This is a genomic window from Bradyrhizobium pachyrhizi (assembly GCF_001189245.1).
Classification (GTDB): domain Bacteria; phylum Pseudomonadota; class Alphaproteobacteria; order Rhizobiales; family Xanthobacteraceae; genus Bradyrhizobium; species Bradyrhizobium pachyrhizi.
In genome coordinates this window covers 90,779-107,177 of record NZ_LFIQ01000094.1, presented here as the reverse complement: position 1 = coordinate 107,177, position 16,399 = coordinate 90,779, and the positions used below count along the sequence as shown (strand labels likewise).

Genomic DNA, 16,399 nt, shown 5'->3' with positions numbered 1-16,399 from the left:
GATGCGTCTACCAATTTCGCCACGCCCGCACAGGATGCATGACAGGCAGGGTTATACCAAGGATTTTATGCTCAAGCCATCATCACGACGGAAAATTGTGTAAGTCGGATTGCTTTGTTTTACGGGGAAATAGCACGAGAAAAAGGACTATGGTTGAAAGTCGTTCTACAATATGCTGTATTTATAGGGGAAATTCGGATTTTCCGAAGTTATTTTAAGTCTGATAGGGTGTGGCTAAAGCCATTGAAATTATTGGATATTTTTGTAAAATTTGAGCCCTGTGTAAGTAGCTGTGTAAGAAATGGCAATCCAGCGCCGAGGCGGGTTGGACCACTTTTATCGTTCAAATTTTAATAGATTCCTTACTCGTGACCCCAGGCCTGCAGCCCAACGGCCTCTCTTTCTGAGGCGAGCGCTGTCGCTATCCTGCACCGCTTCTACGGAACGTAGAGGATGGCCGCATCTCGTTACGTGGATTTTGGGCCCACCAGATGGTGGAACGAACAGCTCCAGCAAAGGTCAGAGCTTCAGCTTGGGCGCTTTCTCAGAGGCGAGGCGGAGGACCCAAAGGGACTCCGACACCAAAGCTTCGTCACGGCTCTGCGCTTCCCGTGAACCGATGTACTTCTCGCCATGGAAAAGATTGTTGCGGACCTGACAAACGCCACGCTGGAATAGCTCAACGACGTTCTCGATCGGGATCGGGACATCTGGCTTCCAAGTCAGGTCAGCCATCAATCGTCGCGGTGGCTCTTGGATGAGAGTAGGTGCCTTCTTGGATTGCCGGACCCCCACAAAGAACTCGACTCCTAGAGATTCTGCGAAAGCCCGCCAGTCGGCCTCTGCTCGTTGCTTCTTCGCAAGGAAGTCCCCAAGCTTCAACGCGTGCTCAAACCTTCGGAACAGCGCTGTAAAGGCTTCTGACGCGTTGTGTTCTCGGTTCAAGGCCGCCCCGTTCACCCGAGGTCCAGTGATAGCTGACCAACCTCAGACATCTGGACAAGCCCATTGATCAGCCACGTATCGGGATACTGAGAGTGCGTTCCCATGGCAAACAGTAGTCCTTTGGCAGGCATCTCGTCGCCCCAGCGCGCTTTCATGCGCTTGACGGTTTCATCCTCGGAGTACTGCTGCCGCCAATGAAAGAACGTGGCCTCTGTCTCCCAGTCCTGGCAAGTGCCGGTGCGCTTGCCGTCCTTAGTCTCGTAGTCGTACTTGAAACGATAGGGACATGGCGCATAGGGAATGATGGGGCCAAGGAATAGGTCCGTCTGTTTGGCGGCTAGCTCGTATCTCTGCCGCTCATCTTCAAGCTCGTCCGCTGGCTTCTTTTCCACAGTAAACCGGCTGATCTTCGGCCGGATGAAGGCAAGGCTATGCCCCTGGGCGCGCTCTTCTTCGAGGCTTTCAACGACCATAGGTGCCACCAAGCCGTAGCGCTCCCGCTGCGGCAGGCTTCCGGTGATTACCAAGCTCTGATGGTCCAGGCGTCGACTCTCGATGCGCTTGTCATCGCGCGGCCGCTGGGAGCTGTATCGCACCACATCCCAGCGGCGGAATTGCTGCGCATCCTGCAAGGTCCGGAACGCAATCGGGTAGAGTCTCACCCACTGCTTTGACCGAGTCACGGCCGCGGTGCAAACCGTCTCGCCATGCTTTCCGCTGAGCTGCGGTGCAGCTTTGACTATGATGATGGCTTCATCTGCGCCGATGTTAGGCGAAGGTGAACCCAGGGAGGTGTGGGCGCCGGGCATATGAGCGGTGTGAACTATCGATTGATAAATGATGCAATTGCAACCCAGTCTGCCTTACCAGATGGTCGGCCACAATAGACCGATGGCAATTGCAGTGGTCCTGCTCGAAGCACATGAGGCAGCATGGCTGCTCGTGCAGCAACTCAGCCGCCTTGGCAAGATCACGCTGTGCAAATTCAGTTTTCATGTGGCGCCCAAAGATGCGCCGAAATTCCGCGTACTCCCCAGCCCGTGCCGCCTCACGGCCCGGCTTTGGGTCGCCCAATCCCTTTAGGTGAATGTAGCCGATGCCGCTGGCCTCCAGGTTGGCGGCTAGCGCCGATTTGGAAAACCCGGGCTTGCGTGAAAGCGGCAAGTCGCGGACATCGATCAAGGTCTGCACTCCAGCGCGGCGCAGCGTCGCGACAAAGGCCTCCACCTGGGAGCCTTCGTATCCGATCGTGTAGAAGCTGTGCTGCATCGGTCTTCTCTTAACGTCAATTATACCATCACATCGAAGTGGCTGGCTCGATAACCCTGCGGGTGGGTCGGATTTCTGCCTCGGAGTGTGGCAGGGCCGCCATGCGCTGCGTACCACGCTCTTTGCTGCGTTTGCCTTAACACCTGCCCCACTTGAAAGGCGAGAGGCCCGCGAAAGCCTGCGGCGCCAATGCCGGGTCTCCGGCATTGGTGATGGCCAGCAGCACGCGCCGGGCGCGGCGTGCGTCAAGGGCGGCTTTGCCGCTCGTCTCGACCCTTGATGCGCGGCGCGGCCGGAGCCCCCCAAGCGTGCAATCGACTATGGTCTTCGGCCCGCATCGCACTTGTCTTTTGATGCTGGTTCCCGTAAAGGTAGTAGTTGCATTTCAGCACGTTACGCCAAGTTATTAGTTCATCAATTTTGGGGGCACGCGATGGTCACGCTGACGGCGACGGACGGTTCTCGCGTTGATATCGACGCCGCAGAGGTTGTTCGCGCGCGTCGCACCATTTCAGGCGAACGCGGTGGCGATAACGGCAACGCCCAGACGAGGGTGGACTGGTCAATTACACAGCTCGTCCTGGAGACGATTGACGAGGTGGCGCCTGTCATCAAGGCCGCCCTCCCGTCCTTCACGTGCCTGACGACCACAGATGGATCAAAGATCTGGTTCGATGCCCTGAAGGCGAGTGGACCGCTGCCCATCACAACGGGCCAGAAACAAAATGGCGTCAATTCCTCCATCAAGATCATGGGATACCGGCAATACGTTACCGAAACGCCGCAAGAGGTGCGCACCGTCATTCAGCAGGCCGGGGGTACGCCAGTCACTTAAGAAAGCCGAACGAGGGAGCTAGGGCCAGTCGCGCTGACGGACTCGTACAAGCACCTTTGGCAGGAGGTTGATATGCAGAAAGCACTTCTGTTGTCGGTGAGCCTGCTTCTCGGCTTTGCCACTGCATCCGTGCCGTCGGAGGGCGCACACGCAAATGATTGTGCGTGTCCGACCGTACAAGCCAATGGAAAGGGCAACACAAGCTGCTCCGCGTCCGAGAGCAATAACCATTGCACGGTCGATTACAATCTATTCTCGCCGGCCTCCGAGCAGGCGGCTGCCGAGTTGCTCGCGAAAGGCGGAATGTCGGTGCAAACGCCTCCGCCCATAAATACGTTGCAGGCGCTCGAGCAGCTAGCGCTGCAGGGCGGCGACAGGCTTACGGACGCGGTGCTTGTCTATCTCTTGGTCGCCACTGCCGACCGGGCAATCGACGGCGCGCTTAACAATTCCGCGGACATTGCGCAAGAACTGGTCCAGATCGTGAGGCCGTACCGAAGCCAAATCGGGACGGCATTCAGTGGTGAAAACATGCAACGATGGCTGCCCGAGCCAGACCAGAGGCTGCGTGGCGGAAATCCCGGAGTCAATGTGGACGTCTTAGTTGGCAACCAGCTTATAATCGCGCCTGGCTGTGTGGAAGTCAGTACAACCAGGTTCTGGGCCATGTTCAAAGCGTCCTGGTCGCCCATGCGTTTTACACCACAATGCCGGCGGAGATAGACCGATGCAGAGGGTTGCGATCTATCTTGGCCTCGGTGTGATCTTTGCGATAGTGGCTTACCTCGTTTTTCGACCCCCGCCGGACGGCGTTTGTCTCGCGCTGCTCCCGCAAAAAGCCAACGCCGGATTCTCCATTGATGGAAAGACGATCAAGGTTGACATAGGTGGCGTTCAGCAGTCCACAGGAGCTAGTCCGGAACAGGCCGCTAGCTTCATCGAATGCCTCAAGAGAAACAACCCCGGTGCAAAGCTGGAGACGACTAACGGGATAATCATCCCTCGCATGCCGGTCGGCGAACTGAGCGACAACTGGCACAACGAACAAGGATTGCAGCTCAGCCTTGAGCCGGACCCGAACGCGCCGGACAAGAATCGCATACTCCAGAACCTCGCGATCGGCCCGGCGGCAGGCACCAAGTTGGCCGTGATCGGCAACTGGTGCAAGTCTAACCAGACTTGCGTCTCCTGCGAGCCTTCCAGCGTTACGGATACAACAAATCAGGTAATCGTTCGACTCAAGCAGGACGCGGCATACGACAAGCGCCAAATGGAGGGCCAGTTTCCGCCTTCGCCTGTTAACCCGCACAAGCCTTGGGAAGACGTCAACGAGCGGGGAGAGCGCTTCTATTACGAGTGCAAAAAATAAAATAGGGACCCCGCGCGTACAAATGAGTCTCCGCCTGGCGATACGGTCCGGGTGCGGTGCGACCTCGTCAGGATGCGTAGGCCCCATCTGGAAATCGGAGGAACAGGTCGAGCTTGTCCAGATCATGCAGACTCGCAACGTGGTGGAGAAAGGCGACATTCGCCTCGTGCGATGCAGAAATAAGATCGCGGAGGAGACTTGCATTTTCCAGGCTGGTTTCGGCCAGAGCCGCCCGATCTATGGCGACGTCATCGCGATCCGTAATCGTGAAGTAGGTGTGCATCTTTCCAAGCACCCCAACCATCACGTCGGACAGTTGGATGCCGGGCTCGGCTTTTGAATCTGCGAAGCGAAAGTTCTTTACCGGCCTGCTATTGCTGGTGAGAGGCGTGTTCAGGAGATGATCCTGGATAGTCGACTCCTCATCAAAGGTATGACCGGAATTCTTGAATATCGCGATCCGCCCCCTGTAGAAGGTGCTGAACTCATCGATCAAGAGGTTGGATGGAAATCCCTCGATAAAGTCGAGGCTTGCAAGAGACCGTCCGGCCCTGAGAACGTTCCTCAGCACCATGGTATTCTGCGGCTGTAGAACAGCGCGGTAATGGTCCACAAGCTCGACCAGCTTTTCCAGGAACGGCTTTCGCCCCTCGGGCGATAGGCCGGGATACCCGTAAGCATCGAAAAGTTGGACGGTCGCCGGCAAATTGCAACGCAGAACCGCCGCCAAATCACTTTTCAAGAGGGCGCAATAAGGCAAGAGCGAGCGATCGCCAAGCTTCGGCACGATGGAATCGATGATGTCGGCAATCGACCAGTAGAGCGGGTCGAGATCGTGACAGTGAACCATCAGCCCGCTATCGGCGATCCACCGCAAGAAGGTGGTCAGCTTTTTCGAGCCCAGTACTTCGAGGAAGCTGCCCTTGGCGACATGCTCCAGCTTGATCTCGGGCGCCGATTTTTGGATGCGCATCGCTTCACGAAGCGCTTGAATCTCTATCGGTCGGGCTTCGCCCTCGTGCACGACGCCGCCCAGGACGAATACTTTCAATTTGGCAACGTTCAGGCGGCCTTCAACGATGCGCAAGCGTATGATGTTGTTGGTCTCGTCGTGGTAGAATGTATAGACGTCGTCGGCTGCGGTCAGCTCGTGCCGCTGTATTTCCGCCTTCCTCAGTTTGTCGATGTCCATGCAATTCAGTCCTGTCGCTCAGGCGGCTTTTGAGCCTGTGCCGCTTCAGCCCGCTTCTCGGCGGGCGTCTTGATATTTTTGGCGCGCCCGATCAAGTCCTCGGTTCCGTCGAGCGAAGAGGTTGCCTCCTGCGCAGTGTCCAGCTTGCGAAGCTCGCCCACCAGTCTGGAAAGGACTGGTATCGACCGTTCGAGGATCTGATGTAGATCAACCTCGCTATCCGCATCGAGGGACAGGTCTTCGGTGAGGTGCGCGACACCTTTATTTATCGTCTCTCGCTCATCTTTCGCCAGGAAGGCACTGCCAACTTCGCCAAGCACGCCTGGTGCCTCGATGCCGAAGTCGGCAGCAGTGAGGTCACCAGGCTTGGGCGTCACGCCGCCCAAGAAATCGTCCAGTTTGCGCAACGCGAGGAAGCTTTGCAGCATACTCGCCTCCGCAAGGAGATCTGCAGCTCGGTCTAACCCCCAAATCATGTCGTCCGGATCAAGGTGTGGGGCGAAGTCCTCACACCACATTGCATATGCAAAGCAGTGATCGATACATCCGCAGATCGTTTTAATCTTGGCCGAACGATTTTCCATGATGGACTCCAAGCATCCTTGCATTTCTTGGCACAATTTCTCGTGCCACTTCAGGTTGTCAAGCGAATCGACCGACTGTCCAAGGCGCGGGTTGGCCCTGCAATTCAGTCACTGTAGCCCAAGTGCAGCGTGATCAATCCCCCGTTACTACCGTGAAGCAATAGTTGGATTATAGCCAGTGGTTTGACGCCCGAGCGAATGGCATGCGTTGCTGCATGAAAACTCGTGCACTTGTCGCCTGGAACGTGCGTCGGATCCGCCTGAAACGCGGAGTTTCGCAAGAAAAATTGGCTTACGAGACGGGGATTGACCGCTCCTACATAGCCAGTCTTGAGCGGCAATCGAAAAACCCGACGATTGATCTTCTCGAGCGCATCGCCGAAGGGCTGGGCGTTGATTTGTCCGAATTCTTCGTTGAGCCATCGAAGCGGGCGGAGACTCCCAAGCCCTTGCCTAAAGGTCGTAAGCTAGCGCGTCCGCGTCGTCGGAGGAACTAGCTATCATGCGTCGGTGGGACACGTGGTATGTAGAGCACAGAGCATAGGGCTAGGCTCTGGGTTGCCAGCTAAGGTTTCCTCGAATGCGAGCAGTTTTGCATCCTGGTTTCCGCAGGAGCAGTTGCAAAAGAAGCTCAGGCGCTACCAGCAGGGGGCTTTAGCGACGCGTGCGGGTGCCCGTTTGGTGCTCCAGGAGGCGGATTTACATCTCCTTCTCTCTGTCCTCGCACCGAAGCTCCCCACGTATTCACTTCCACCTCGATCAACCGGCATATCGCGCCCATAAAGGCGCTAGTGTCGGCGGCTTCATCCTTATTATTATAGGGAAAGGCGCCGACTTGAAATTTGACCAGTTCGTTCCAGAGTGCATTTGCGGTCAGCTCGTGCCTCACGGCATCCTCACGATACATGAAGCTGCCCAGGAAGGTCGCCGCGACTGTCGCAATCGCCGCCGGAATGGCCCGTAGCCAACCGAAATAGCCAAAAATGGGGTAGGATGCGATCAAGCCTGGCGGGACAGTGATTGCCGCGACAAGGGTAGCAGCGACACCGAAGATGATGGCAATTTTTTGCCAGCCCAGCCACCGGCCCTCATTGAATTCGAACCACTCCTCATATTCGGTGATACAGTATTCGCAGTAAGCAATCGCGGTCTGTGCACAATTTGACTGTCTGTTGTTGGCAAATTCAGTGAGCAACTTCTTTCGAAGTTGATCTTGCCTCTCTTTTCTTTCCGCTGCCTCACTCCTGCGCCAAAAGCCAAGCATTGGTCTCCCCCTTTTTTGCTCTCGCTGCGCTTCCTCTTTGACGCCCTGATAGTGCGTCCCTCGTTGAACCGAATCCCCTACGCGTTGGCTCATCTCGAGGCTCGTCGTGGAGCTGAAAGAAGAAGCTGTGAGGACCGCCTTATCGCGCACTGACGAATCCAGATTCGCAAGGAAGGCAATTTCCGATGCGAATTCTTAGTCGTTCAATACTCTGACAGCCCGGTAAAATGCAATCTTAAAGCGAGTATTTGTGCGAAGCGTACGTAGTCCGTCAATCCCGGCGGAAAGGTTTATCGCGCATCGCAACTGCGTTACGGTTGGCATGCCATGCACCAGCGGTCAGGCCGCGCCTTGCGTCGTTATCAGCAGCGAGTTATAAGCCCGCGTCCGCAACCTTAGCGGGTCATTTCAAGTTTCAATTTCAGCGAGAATTCATATGAAGGCACATTTCTGGATCGCGTTGGGCTGTGCGTTGCTGTTTGGGGCCCCCGCCAACGCCTGGAATAATTTCGGACATATGGAGGCGGCTGCTGTGGCCTGGAGCCAGTTGACGCCCGCCGCCAAGCAGGAAGCCACACGCCTGCTCAAGCTCAATCCTCAATACGATGGCTGGATCCAGGGCGTCCCGGCGAGCCAGCGCGATCAGGTGGCGTTCGTCAAGGCGGCAACGTGGTCCGACCAGATCAAGTCGCTCAGCGACTACCACAACGATGGCGACAGAAACGGCGATGTAGCGCCGCAGACGCCCGAAGCCTCGCAGAACATCGGCTATGACGATCACTTCCGCCACAAGTACTGGCATTTCATCGACGAGCCGTTCTCGACGGATGGCACCCCGTTGCAACAGCCGCAAGCGCCCAACGCCCAGACCCAAATCGCCGCCTTCAAAAAGACGCTTGCGGACACAACGGCTCAAGATGGAGTGCGGTCATACGATCTCTCCTGGCTGCTGCATCTCGTCGGAGACCTGCACCAACCGTTGCACGCGACGTCCCGCTTTACGCACGCCGAGCAGGATGGGGATGCCGGCGGAAACGACGTAAAGGTCAGCTGCACCAGGTGCGGAAGCGCCAGAAAACTGCACGCGTTCTGGGACGGGTTGCTGGGACCGACCGATGCGCCGCCGCAGGATGCCATCGACGCAGCGGCGGACCTTCGCACTGCGGATGCCGGTTCGACGGATGAGAAGGACTGGATCCAGGAAAGCTTCGAGATTGCCAAGCAATCAGTGTACGCGCCGCCGATCCGCGGTGGTGACGGCCCGTACAGGCTGACGAAAGCGTATCAGTCCAAGGCACGCAAGATTGCCAATCAGCGGATTGCACTTGCCGGCTCACGCATTGCGGCGATCCTTAACGACGCATTCAAGTGAGCGCCCGTCTTGAATCGTTGCGCATGATCGCCCGGAAGCGGCGGCTCGTCTCGAAATGCTCATTGGCTGACGGGCCGCTGCGTTGTGCCTACAAGAATGACTCAAGGTGCAGTTTCCGTTGAGTGAGGCCGGTCGCTGCGCAGTTCTTCTTGGAATCTTGCGGATTGACCTTGAAGAGATTCGTCTGATGGTTGTATGTTTTCTGGCTCATAGGTTGAACATTTTGCTCACCAAATGAATAACAAGGCTCTCTTTGCGACGGATGACGATGCCTCGAAGTGCGGGTATCAGATCCCTTCTTCCAACCTTCTCGGAGCGTTGATAGTCGCAATCCTCTTCTTTATTGCAGGCGCTTTCGTGCGGCCGCTGGTTGCCGACACCGCTGTTGCGACCATCAGAAACGACTGGTCAGGAATGGTCAGCGCCAACCTGTTCGACAAACCGCGGTCGATCATGCTTGGGGTCGGTTTTGTCTGTTGCTCGATTTACAGCTTTGTCTATTGGATCTTTCTTTTGAGGTTCATCGAGATCGTCTGGAATCGGTTTTTCGTCCGACGAAACGACATGGTTATGCTGCTCGGCTGGCTGTTTATCTATGTTCTGTATCTCTTATTGATTGTGCTGGCTGCGCCCACGCGCTGGTGGATCATCGTGCCTGTCACTTGGATGCTCACGATCATCCTGCTGCACACGCGAGTGAATAGCTTTCGAAAAGCCCTGGCGGCCACGGGCTTTCAAGTCATCGACGACTCTGTATACGTGCAGGAGCCTGACCGGAAAGTGGATCCGACATTTACAACCCAGTTGCGGTTGTTGTTGGCCCTTCGGCGGAATTATCTAATGAAGGAACCCTTGTTCGCCATATCCGTTGTGGCGACGATCGCGATTTCCGAAGGATCGCGAGGGTCTTTCGTCACGGACGATCAACTGCTGTTTGCGGGCATCTACTCCGCCGCATCCTCGCTGTTGGTCGTTCAGCTCTTGATCACAAATGCTGGCCGCGTGTTATCCGGCCTGTACCGGATCCGTGAACGCGCCGAAAGCAATGACGTGCAGTATTTTGATAGCATTGTGAGGTGAGGCCAAAGCCTCACCTCACAATGCTACGGATGACCGCGGCGGCGCACATGGCGTTCATGCCGGGCTACGAAGTACATGCCTAGAACAGTTAGCAGGCCAAAAATCAATGGAGCGAAAAGGGATAGAAAAAGCAATGCGTCCTGCTTCATGAGATAACTCCTGTGCGAGTTAGGTAAAGAATGCTGACCCAACCAGCAATGCTCGTCAACGGGGTTCTACGTCTTTGTTGCGCGTAAGGCTAGTGTTCAGAAGGGTTAATGCACCTCCACGTTGCATCGCGAATTCGTCCGGCGCGCCGCTTTGCAGCGGCGCAGGAGGCATTAACAATATGGCCAGCAAGTGGAGAGATCAGCGCGATACTGGTCACGATGAAAGCGGCGAAGCGATTGCGGGCCTCTCGCTTTGCAGGAATGACAATGCTTCTCCAGCCTTTGAAGCAGCGGTGAAGATGGCGCGCTTGTCGGCCTTGAGCACGTTCAGCCAATGGGCAAGGTATTGCGCATGGTCAGCACGCGGCTCGACCGCAATCCCAAGCTCGGCGCACAGGAACGCGGCGCCAAGCTCGGCCACGAGCTCTTCCATCGCGTACGAGTCAGTCCCAAAGCGCCCAGAGAGGTCGCGGTCGCAGCGATGAGGCAGGGCGGTCCAATGGGTCAACTCGTGGAGCAGGGTGGAGTAGTAGGCTTCGGTCGGCGTTGACGTTGCAGAGCCCGTGAAGAGTTCTCGCCGTGGCATGTGGATTTCATCGAGCTTCGGCACGAAGCACGCGCGGTTGCCGCCGTGGACAATCTTCGCCCCCGTGCGGGCGACAAAGCCGTCGACATCGTGGAGATCCTCGACGGGAGCGGCAGGCGTGACCTGCGGTGAGCCATCCACCTGTTCGGCGTTGAATACAGGCGCCGCGCGGGCGAATACGCGGCTCTTTGATTCATTTTCGGCATCATCGCCAGCCTCGACCTCAGTCTGCCTGTAGAAAACGATGTAGGAAGCCTTCTGGCCCTTTCGGACGCTAGCCCCCTTCTCCGCCCATTGGCGATAAGTGCCCCACACGTGTGAGCCATAGCCGGTCACCTGGGCTTCAACCCAGAGGGCGAGAACATTCACACCGCGATACTTGTTGCCGGAGGCGATGTTGACCGGATGGCGTCCACCGCTGCCACGGTGCCAAGGCATCTGCCACGGGCCGGCACCGGCTTCAATCGCCGCCACGATGCGGTCAGTCAGATGCTGGTGAATATCGAAGCGTTCCTTGCTCATGTCGTCTCTCCTGTTCTGGCGGCCACTCGGCCTTGCCGGTGACCGAGAGGACGGAGAGAGACGGGCACCGCACCCGAAGGGCGCGCCTGCGCGAGGGCTTGACCCTTGCGGCGAACGGAAATCTGCGTCAGGTCAGCCGGTATGCAAGGCTGATGGCCGCCGAGGAGAACGGCGAGAGAGCGCTGTATCACCTCGCTGAGGTGCAACCGCTCGGATGGAAGTACGAAACGCTCTCGCCTTTGGGGACTTGCAAGCGCCAGTCGTTGCCCCACAATCCGGGCATCACGCGTACCGTTTGCCTCCAGGGCTGCGGTCTTTGTCATGTCTTCCCGGCGTGACGGGAGACCTACTTGGAGAAACCATGCTGCGGTTTGAGCCCCACAACGTCAAAGAGGACACGGTCACTAACTTCCTGCCGGAGGGTTTCACACTCGATGAAGGCCTGGATCTCACGGGAGTGCCGACCACGATGCTGCCCCGGCAGATGACCATCGGCGGCGATCTGATCCTGCGAAAGACCAAGCTTACGGCCTTGCCCGCGGGACTGACCGTGACGGGTGACCTCGACGTCACAGACACGGCGATTTCCTCGTTGCCGCCTGACATGAAGGTTGGCGGGATAGTGATTGGCCTGGGCGTGAAGTCCTCGCCCTGATAGCGACAAAGGAGCGCCTGACGGCGCTCCTTTTGCTTTGTGGATACCGTGAATCGGGCGCCGCGCAGTATCTCGACAAACTGTGGCAACTCCCAATCAGCGATTGTTGGCGCTGGCGGTCTTCATGATGTCGGAAGGCCAGACAATATCGGGCCTCGCCGGATTCTTAACGAAGAACGACGCCGCGATGTTCTGCGGCAGAACACGCTCGTTGGTAAGCACTGCCGGCACGATCAGCATCGGACCGTTCGGGGTGACTCCCAGCTGATCTCCGCCGGTGCTCACAGCGGAGGTGACCTGACACTCGCACTCGTGAACGAGGGCGAGGCCCGCATACGTGACTGTCTTGTCTGCAAGACCGGGGTACATCGGTCGCAGCGTGAAGGAGCCGATGCCGGGCCGGTCAGGGGCAGCCGACGCATAGGAGATATTGAGAGTGCCGGCGCGCCAGTAGCCATCAACCACGCCTTTATTGCCGTTGTCGACGTCCTCGATTTCGCCGTGGACGTGCTCCTTGCCTTGCAAGGTCATCTTCCACGTCTGGTACTTATGGCCATCGGCTTCGTCCGAGTAGTAAAGCGTGACGTAAACCGGTTTGGTGAAAAGAGGCTCATCAAAGAAAGCCTCCTTGACCCAAGTCTTGGCGGTGGTGACGGCGGCTTTCTCCAGGTCTGGCCGCATCTGCTTGACGACGAGATCGCCGCCATAGCCGACGACACCAGTGACCGCGATAGCACAAGCGAAAAAACCTGCCTTGAAGGCAGCACCGGATTTCTGTGGCATTGTCCGTGTCCTCAATGAAGCTGGTAATAAGATTTAGCCACGCACCGCCGACGACGGGCTCGATAGCCGGCCATCGGCGGATAATCATTGGGAGTAATAGAAAAGTACGTGGGGACTTCAGATCAGAGGCAAGCGCGGCTGCGCATTCTGGTCTCCCTGCCGCGATCGGTCCGTTTGGACCCGTACATCACGGCGAGATTAAAGATAGGATGTCCCGGATGAATGGAAGCTGGCCGGCAGATGAAAGTTTGGTAAGGACCGGCTCGGATCAAAGCGCTCGAGAAGCCAGTGATGGTAAGTAGATGGGTGCCGCAGGGGCCATCCGCCTCTCAGATTTCGCTCGGTGAGTAGATGTCGTCGGGGTAGGGCAGCCTACCGTTCACCTCGCGGAGTGTATCCAAGTAACACCTGAGTGCGTCGTTGAATTCCTTGGTGGTGCCGATGTCCTTGTTCTGAAACGCGTGAATTGCATTCCGTCGCTGCTGGACCAATTTGATGAGTGCAAGGCTGTTCTTGCTAAGCAGGCCCTTCTGCGCGAAGTATTTCCGAAGAGGCTCCAGCATTAAGACATCGGGCTCAACTATTTTGTTCTTTTTCTTGTTGAACGCGCCTGCCTTTTTGAGGTTCTCAATATCCGCGGCGTAGTCATTGTACCAAACAGACAGGAACAGCTTCAGCGTACCTTCAAGCAGGCTGCCGAGATTGGCCCAGGCCAGGATGAGCTCTCCAGGCGTGAGTGCGTGCGAGGGCTTCTCGATCCACATATGCAGGGTTTTGGAAAGCGAGACCTGCCAGTCGAGCCTTGACTTGCTCAGCAACCCGGCAGCTTCGATTGGAGCCCAACCGTGACTCTTGGACCAGAACTCCTGCAATCCGTCGTTCAGTTTGATAATGCGCAGGACGACTTGGTTCAGGCTCAGGGCGGTGGGCTTCTTTGGAGTCTCGAACATGGCCGATCTCATCGAATTCGTATGCGCAATCATCGAAATTATTGATGATGTTAACTCAATAGTGCACCACGCGCACCACGTGTTGCATAGCGTGCGGTTGACGAACACCGACGGGTCAATAGGCTTACTGCGGGTTGGCTGGTCGGCTGAAACACGTGAGGTGCAAGATGTCCCAAGGGAGCCCTTCCAAAAGCAACATCGCCGACATCGCCCCTGATGTTATGGAGGTGACGCAGTACGACATCGAGCAATGGGTCACGTATTGTCGTGTTCTGGATGCAGATGCCGAGGGTGCGGATTGGCGCGAGGTCACACAGATCGTGCTGCATCGTGATCCGCAGGCTGAACCGGAGCGAGCACGGCGGGCGCACGAGAGTCATCTGACGCGGGCCAGGTGGCTAGCTCGCACGGGCTATCGTAAGCTGCTGAGAGGGAATATTAAGCACTGACCAACTCTGCGATTGGAATCGCGACAACCCTTTCCGCTTCGGCGGAGAGGGCTTTTTGTTTGGCCCTACTTGTAACTTCCCACCGTTGCCCCACAATGGCGGCTACCACGCATGCCGTTTCGCCCTTTGGCGACCGGTCTTCTCGTCATCGCCTCCGGGCGTGACGGGGGCCAGCCAAGGGATTTCTTATGATCAAACTGATTGAAGCGGCCCGTGAGGGTGACCTTGCGACCGTCCAGGCCTTGCTTGCTGAGGGCGTCGCGCTCGATGTCCGAGATAGAGATGGCAATACTGCGCTGATGTGGGCAGCCCACAATGGGCGCGGCGATGTCGCCGAGGCCTTGCTGGCTAAAGGCGCCTTTGTCGATAGCCGAGACCACGACGGCGCCACGGCGCTGCTCTGGGCGGTTGACAACGACCGTACCGAAGTTGTCGAGGCCTTGCTCGCCAATGACGCTGCCGTCGACATCCAGGACAACGATGGTAACACCGCGTTGATCAGCGCGGCCTGCAACGGTAGTGTCGCGATCGTGCAAGCCTTGCTTGCAAAGGGAGCTATCCTCGATCTCCGGAACAGGAATGGTGACAGCGCGCTGATCTGGGCGGCTGACAATGGCGATACGGCGATCGTCGATGCGTTGCTCGCCAAGGGCGCTGCCGTTGACATTCAGGACAGTGACGGCAACACCGCGCTGATCTGTGCGACCTGTAACAGCCATATTGCCCTCGTCGAGGCCTTGCTCGCCAAGGGCGCGGCGGTCGACATCCAGGACAATGATGGTAACACCGCGTTGATCAGCGCGGCCTGCAACGGTAGTGTCGCGATCGTGCAAGCCTTGCTTGCAAAGGGAGCTATCCTCGATCTCCAGAACAGGAATGGCAAAACCGCGCTGATCTGGGCGGCCTACAAGGGCTACACTGACGTCGTCGAGGTGTTGCTCGCGAAAGGCGCGGCGGTCGGTCTTCAGGATCGTGACGGCCACACCGCACTGAGCTGGGCGGTTCTCAAAGGCCGCCCCGCGATCGTTAAACTGATCAAGCTGAAAGAGTGGCAACCCGCCGCGTGAACCACGACAGCCCTCTCCACTTTGGTGGAGGGGGCTTTTTTGCCGGTACCAGCTTGTATCTTCCCGCCATTGCCCCACAATGGCGCCACCACGCATACCGTTTCGCCCTTTGGCGATCGGTCTCCTCGTCATCGCCTCCGGGCGTGACGGAGGCCAGCCAAGGGATTCCTTATGATCAAACTGATTGAAGCCGCCCGCGAGGGTGATCTTGCGGCCGTCGAGGCCTTGCTCGCTGAAGAGGCGGCGGTCGATGTCCAAGATAGAGATGGCAATACCGCGCTGATCCTGGCGGCGTTCTACGGCCACACGGAGGTCGTCAAGGTTTTAGTCGCCAAGGGCACGACTCTCGACATCCGAGACCTTGTCGGCAACACCGCATTGACCTGCGCAGCTGCCAACGGCCACGATGCAATCGTCGAGGCCCTGCTGGCCAAGGGCGCGAGACTCGACGCCCAGGACAGCGATGGCCACACCGCGCTGACCTGCGCGGCCTGCAACGGCCACACCGCGATCGTCGAAGCGTTGCTCGCGAAGGGGGCGGGTCTCGACGTCCAGAACAAGCGGGGCTACTCCGCCCTGATCCTGGCAGCCCACAATGGCCATAGCGCAGTTATCGAGGCGTTGGTTGCCAAAGGTGCGGCGCTCAACCGCCAGGACAGCGATGGCAACACCGCGCTGATCTGTGCGGCCCGCAACGGCCATAGTGCAGTCGTCGAGGACTTGCTTGCCCACGGCGCGGTGCCCAACATCCAAAACGGTGATGGCGACACTGCGCTGAGCTGCGCGGCCGGCAAGGGCAACACCGCGATCGTTGAACTGATCGAGGCCCATCAGCGGCAATCCGCCGCCTGAACCACGACAGCCCTCTCCGCTTCGGCGGAGAGGGCATTTTTTTGCCGGTATCGCTTGTAACTTCCGAGTGATGCCCCACAATGCCGCCACCACGCATGCCGTTTCGCCCTTTGGCGATCGGTCTTCTCGTCATCGCCTCCGGGCGTGACGGAGGCCAGCCAAGGGATTTTCTTATGACCAATCTGATTGAAGCGGCCCGCGAGGGTGACCTTGCGGCCGTCCAGACCTTGCTCGCCAAGGACACGGCGCTTGATGCCCAGGACAAACACGGTGGCACCGCCCTGATCTGGGCGGCTTACAACGGCCACACGGCGATCGTCGAGGTCTTGCTCGATAAGGGCGCGGCTATCGATATTGAAGACGGCGGTGGCAACACCGCGCTGAGCTGGGCGGCCTACGGTGGCCACACCGCAATCGTCGAGGCTTTGCTCTCCAGGGGCGTGGCGCTCGACGTTCAAGACAGCGATGGCAACACT

General features: G+C 57.7%; 21 protein-coding genes. 11 read left to right on the top strand and 10 right to left on the bottom strand.

Going from position 1 to position 16,399, the window contains the following annotated elements; translation table 11 throughout:
* Positions 1-519: 519 nt before the first annotated feature.
* Genes AKL29_RS24095 through AKL29_RS24085 form a run of 3 tightly spaced genes read right to left on the bottom strand, consistent with a single transcriptional unit; the run spans position 520 to position 2,214 of the window.
* Positions 520-960, bottom strand: a complete 441-nt coding sequence (locus tag AKL29_RS24095) for a hypothetical protein (protein ID WP_063779935.1) — start codon at positions 958-960, stop codon at positions 520-522.
* Positions 957-1,754 carry a hypothetical protein gene (locus tag AKL29_RS24090; RefSeq protein ID WP_050385882.1) on the bottom strand — a complete coding sequence of 266 codons (798 nt, stop codon included), beginning with the start codon at positions 1,752-1,754 and terminating at the stop codon, positions 957-959. The genes AKL29_RS24095 and AKL29_RS24090 overlap by 4 nt, the downstream gene beginning before the upstream one ends.
* Positions 1,714-2,214 (bottom strand): DUF488 domain-containing protein, encoded by a 501-nt coding sequence (locus tag AKL29_RS24085; RefSeq protein ID WP_063779934.1) that lies wholly within the window; start codon positions 2,212-2,214, stop codon positions 1,714-1,716. The genes AKL29_RS24090 and AKL29_RS24085 overlap by 41 nt, the downstream gene beginning before the upstream one ends.
* A 433-nt stretch (positions 2,215-2,647) precedes the next feature.
* Here AKL29_RS24085 and AKL29_RS24080 point away from each other — a divergent pair, with 433 nt between their 5' ends.
* From AKL29_RS24080 to AKL29_RS24070, 3 genes are all read left to right on the top strand, one after another.
* Entirely contained in the window at positions 2,648-3,049 is a 402-nt protein-coding gene (locus tag AKL29_RS24080; protein ID WP_050385881.1) for a hypothetical protein, read from the top strand.
* Between the two features lie 72 nt (positions 3,050-3,121).
* Complete coding sequence (locus tag AKL29_RS24075; protein WP_050385880.1) at positions 3,122-3,772, top strand: hypothetical protein; 651 nt, start codon at positions 3,122-3,124, stop codon at positions 3,770-3,772.
* A gap of 4 nt (positions 3,773-3,776) precedes the next feature.
* Positions 3,777-4,418 carry a hypothetical protein gene (locus tag AKL29_RS24070; RefSeq protein WP_050385879.1) on the top strand — a complete coding sequence of 214 codons (642 nt, stop codon included), beginning with the start codon at positions 3,777-3,779 and terminating at the stop codon, positions 4,416-4,418.
* A 67-nt stretch (positions 4,419-4,485) separates the two neighbouring features.
* Here AKL29_RS24070 and AKL29_RS24065 read toward each other — a convergent pair whose 3' ends face one another.
* Positions 4,486-5,610 carry a DUF3800 domain-containing protein gene (locus AKL29_RS24065; protein WP_050385878.1) on the bottom strand — a complete coding sequence of 375 codons (1,125 nt, stop codon included), beginning with the start codon at positions 5,608-5,610 and terminating at the stop codon, positions 4,486-4,488.
* Positions 5,611-5,615: 5 nt separating this feature from the next.
* Positions 5,616-6,194, bottom strand: a complete 579-nt coding sequence (locus tag AKL29_RS24060) for a hypothetical protein (RefSeq protein ID WP_152977741.1) — start codon at positions 6,192-6,194, stop codon at positions 5,616-5,618.
* Positions 6,195-6,409: 215 nt separating this feature from the next.
* Between AKL29_RS24060 and AKL29_RS41025 the strand changes: the two genes are divergently transcribed.
* Complete coding sequence (locus tag AKL29_RS41025) at positions 6,410-6,691, top strand: helix-turn-helix domain-containing protein (protein WP_082190687.1); 282 nt, start codon at positions 6,410-6,412, stop codon at positions 6,689-6,691.
* 134 nt (positions 6,692-6,825) lie between these two features.
* Here AKL29_RS41025 and AKL29_RS24055 read toward each other — a convergent pair whose 3' ends face one another.
* Positions 6,826-7,551, bottom strand: a complete 726-nt coding sequence (locus tag AKL29_RS24055) for a DUF4231 domain-containing protein (RefSeq protein ID WP_160321778.1) — start codon at positions 7,549-7,551, stop codon at positions 6,826-6,828.
* 343 nt (positions 7,552-7,894) lie between these two features.
* On the opposite strand from AKL29_RS24055, the gene AKL29_RS24050 reads away from it, so the two are divergent.
* Together AKL29_RS24050 and AKL29_RS24045 are read left to right on the top strand one after the other, a co-directional pair.
* On the top strand, positions 7,895-8,830 hold the full coding sequence (locus tag AKL29_RS24050) for a S1/P1 nuclease (RefSeq protein ID WP_050385875.1): 936 nt from the start codon (positions 7,895-7,897) through the stop codon (positions 8,828-8,830).
* A gap of 234 nt (positions 8,831-9,064) precedes the next feature.
* Positions 9,065-9,910 (top strand): hypothetical protein, encoded by an 846-nt coding sequence (locus AKL29_RS24045; RefSeq protein WP_050385874.1) that lies wholly within the window; start codon positions 9,065-9,067, stop codon positions 9,908-9,910.
* 23 nt (positions 9,911-9,933) lie between these two features.
* Here AKL29_RS24045 and AKL29_RS46340 read toward each other — a convergent pair whose 3' ends face one another.
* Both AKL29_RS46340 and AKL29_RS24040 read right to left on the bottom strand, forming a co-directional pair.
* A complete protein-coding gene (locus tag AKL29_RS46340) occupies positions 9,934-10,059 on the bottom strand; it encodes a hypothetical protein (protein WP_283809413.1) in 126 nt (41 codons plus the stop codon).
* A 214-nt stretch (positions 10,060-10,273) separates the two neighbouring features.
* The gene (locus AKL29_RS24040; RefSeq protein ID WP_050385873.1) at positions 10,274-11,167 is read right to left on the bottom strand and encodes an ArdC family protein; all 894 of its coding nucleotides are present in this window, start codon (positions 11,165-11,167) and stop codon (positions 10,274-10,276) included.
* 361 nt (positions 11,168-11,528) lie between these two features.
* On the opposite strand from AKL29_RS24040, the gene AKL29_RS24030 reads away from it, so the two are divergent.
* On the top strand, positions 11,529-11,822 hold the full coding sequence (locus AKL29_RS24030) for a hypothetical protein (protein ID WP_152977740.1): 294 nt from the start codon (positions 11,529-11,531) through the stop codon (positions 11,820-11,822).
* Between the two features lie 96 nt (positions 11,823-11,918).
* Here the strand turns inward: AKL29_RS24030 and AKL29_RS24025 are convergent, their stop codons facing one another.
* A complete protein-coding gene (locus AKL29_RS24025) occupies positions 11,919-12,605 on the bottom strand; it encodes a hypothetical protein (protein WP_050385870.1) in 687 nt (228 codons plus the stop codon).
* Positions 12,606-12,934: 329 nt separating this feature from the next.
* Entirely contained in the window at positions 12,935-13,555 is a 621-nt protein-coding gene (locus AKL29_RS24020) for a hypothetical protein (protein WP_050385869.1), read from the bottom strand.
* Positions 13,556-13,722: 167 nt separating this feature from the next.
* On the opposite strand from AKL29_RS24020, the gene AKL29_RS24015 reads away from it, so the two are divergent.
* From AKL29_RS24015 to AKL29_RS43735, 4 genes are all read left to right on the top strand, one after another.
* Positions 13,723-14,004, top strand: a complete 282-nt coding sequence (locus AKL29_RS24015) for a DNA -binding domain-containing protein (protein ID WP_050385868.1) — start codon at positions 13,723-13,725, stop codon at positions 14,002-14,004.
* A 188-nt stretch (positions 14,005-14,192) separates the two neighbouring features.
* Positions 14,193-15,071: an ankyrin repeat domain-containing protein gene (locus AKL29_RS24010; protein ID WP_050385867.1), complete on the top strand. Its 879-nt coding sequence runs from the start codon at positions 14,193-14,195 to the stop codon at positions 15,069-15,071.
* A gap of 171 nt (positions 15,072-15,242) precedes the next feature.
* The gene (locus tag AKL29_RS24005; protein WP_050385866.1) at positions 15,243-15,923 is read left to right on the top strand and encodes an ankyrin repeat domain-containing protein; all 681 of its coding nucleotides are present in this window, start codon (positions 15,243-15,245) and stop codon (positions 15,921-15,923) included.
* A gap of 173 nt (positions 15,924-16,096) precedes the next feature.
* Positions 16,097-16,399, top strand: a 303-nt coding sequence (locus tag AKL29_RS43735; RefSeq protein WP_193395246.1) for an ankyrin repeat domain-containing protein, incomplete at its 3' end; no start/stop codon positions are given.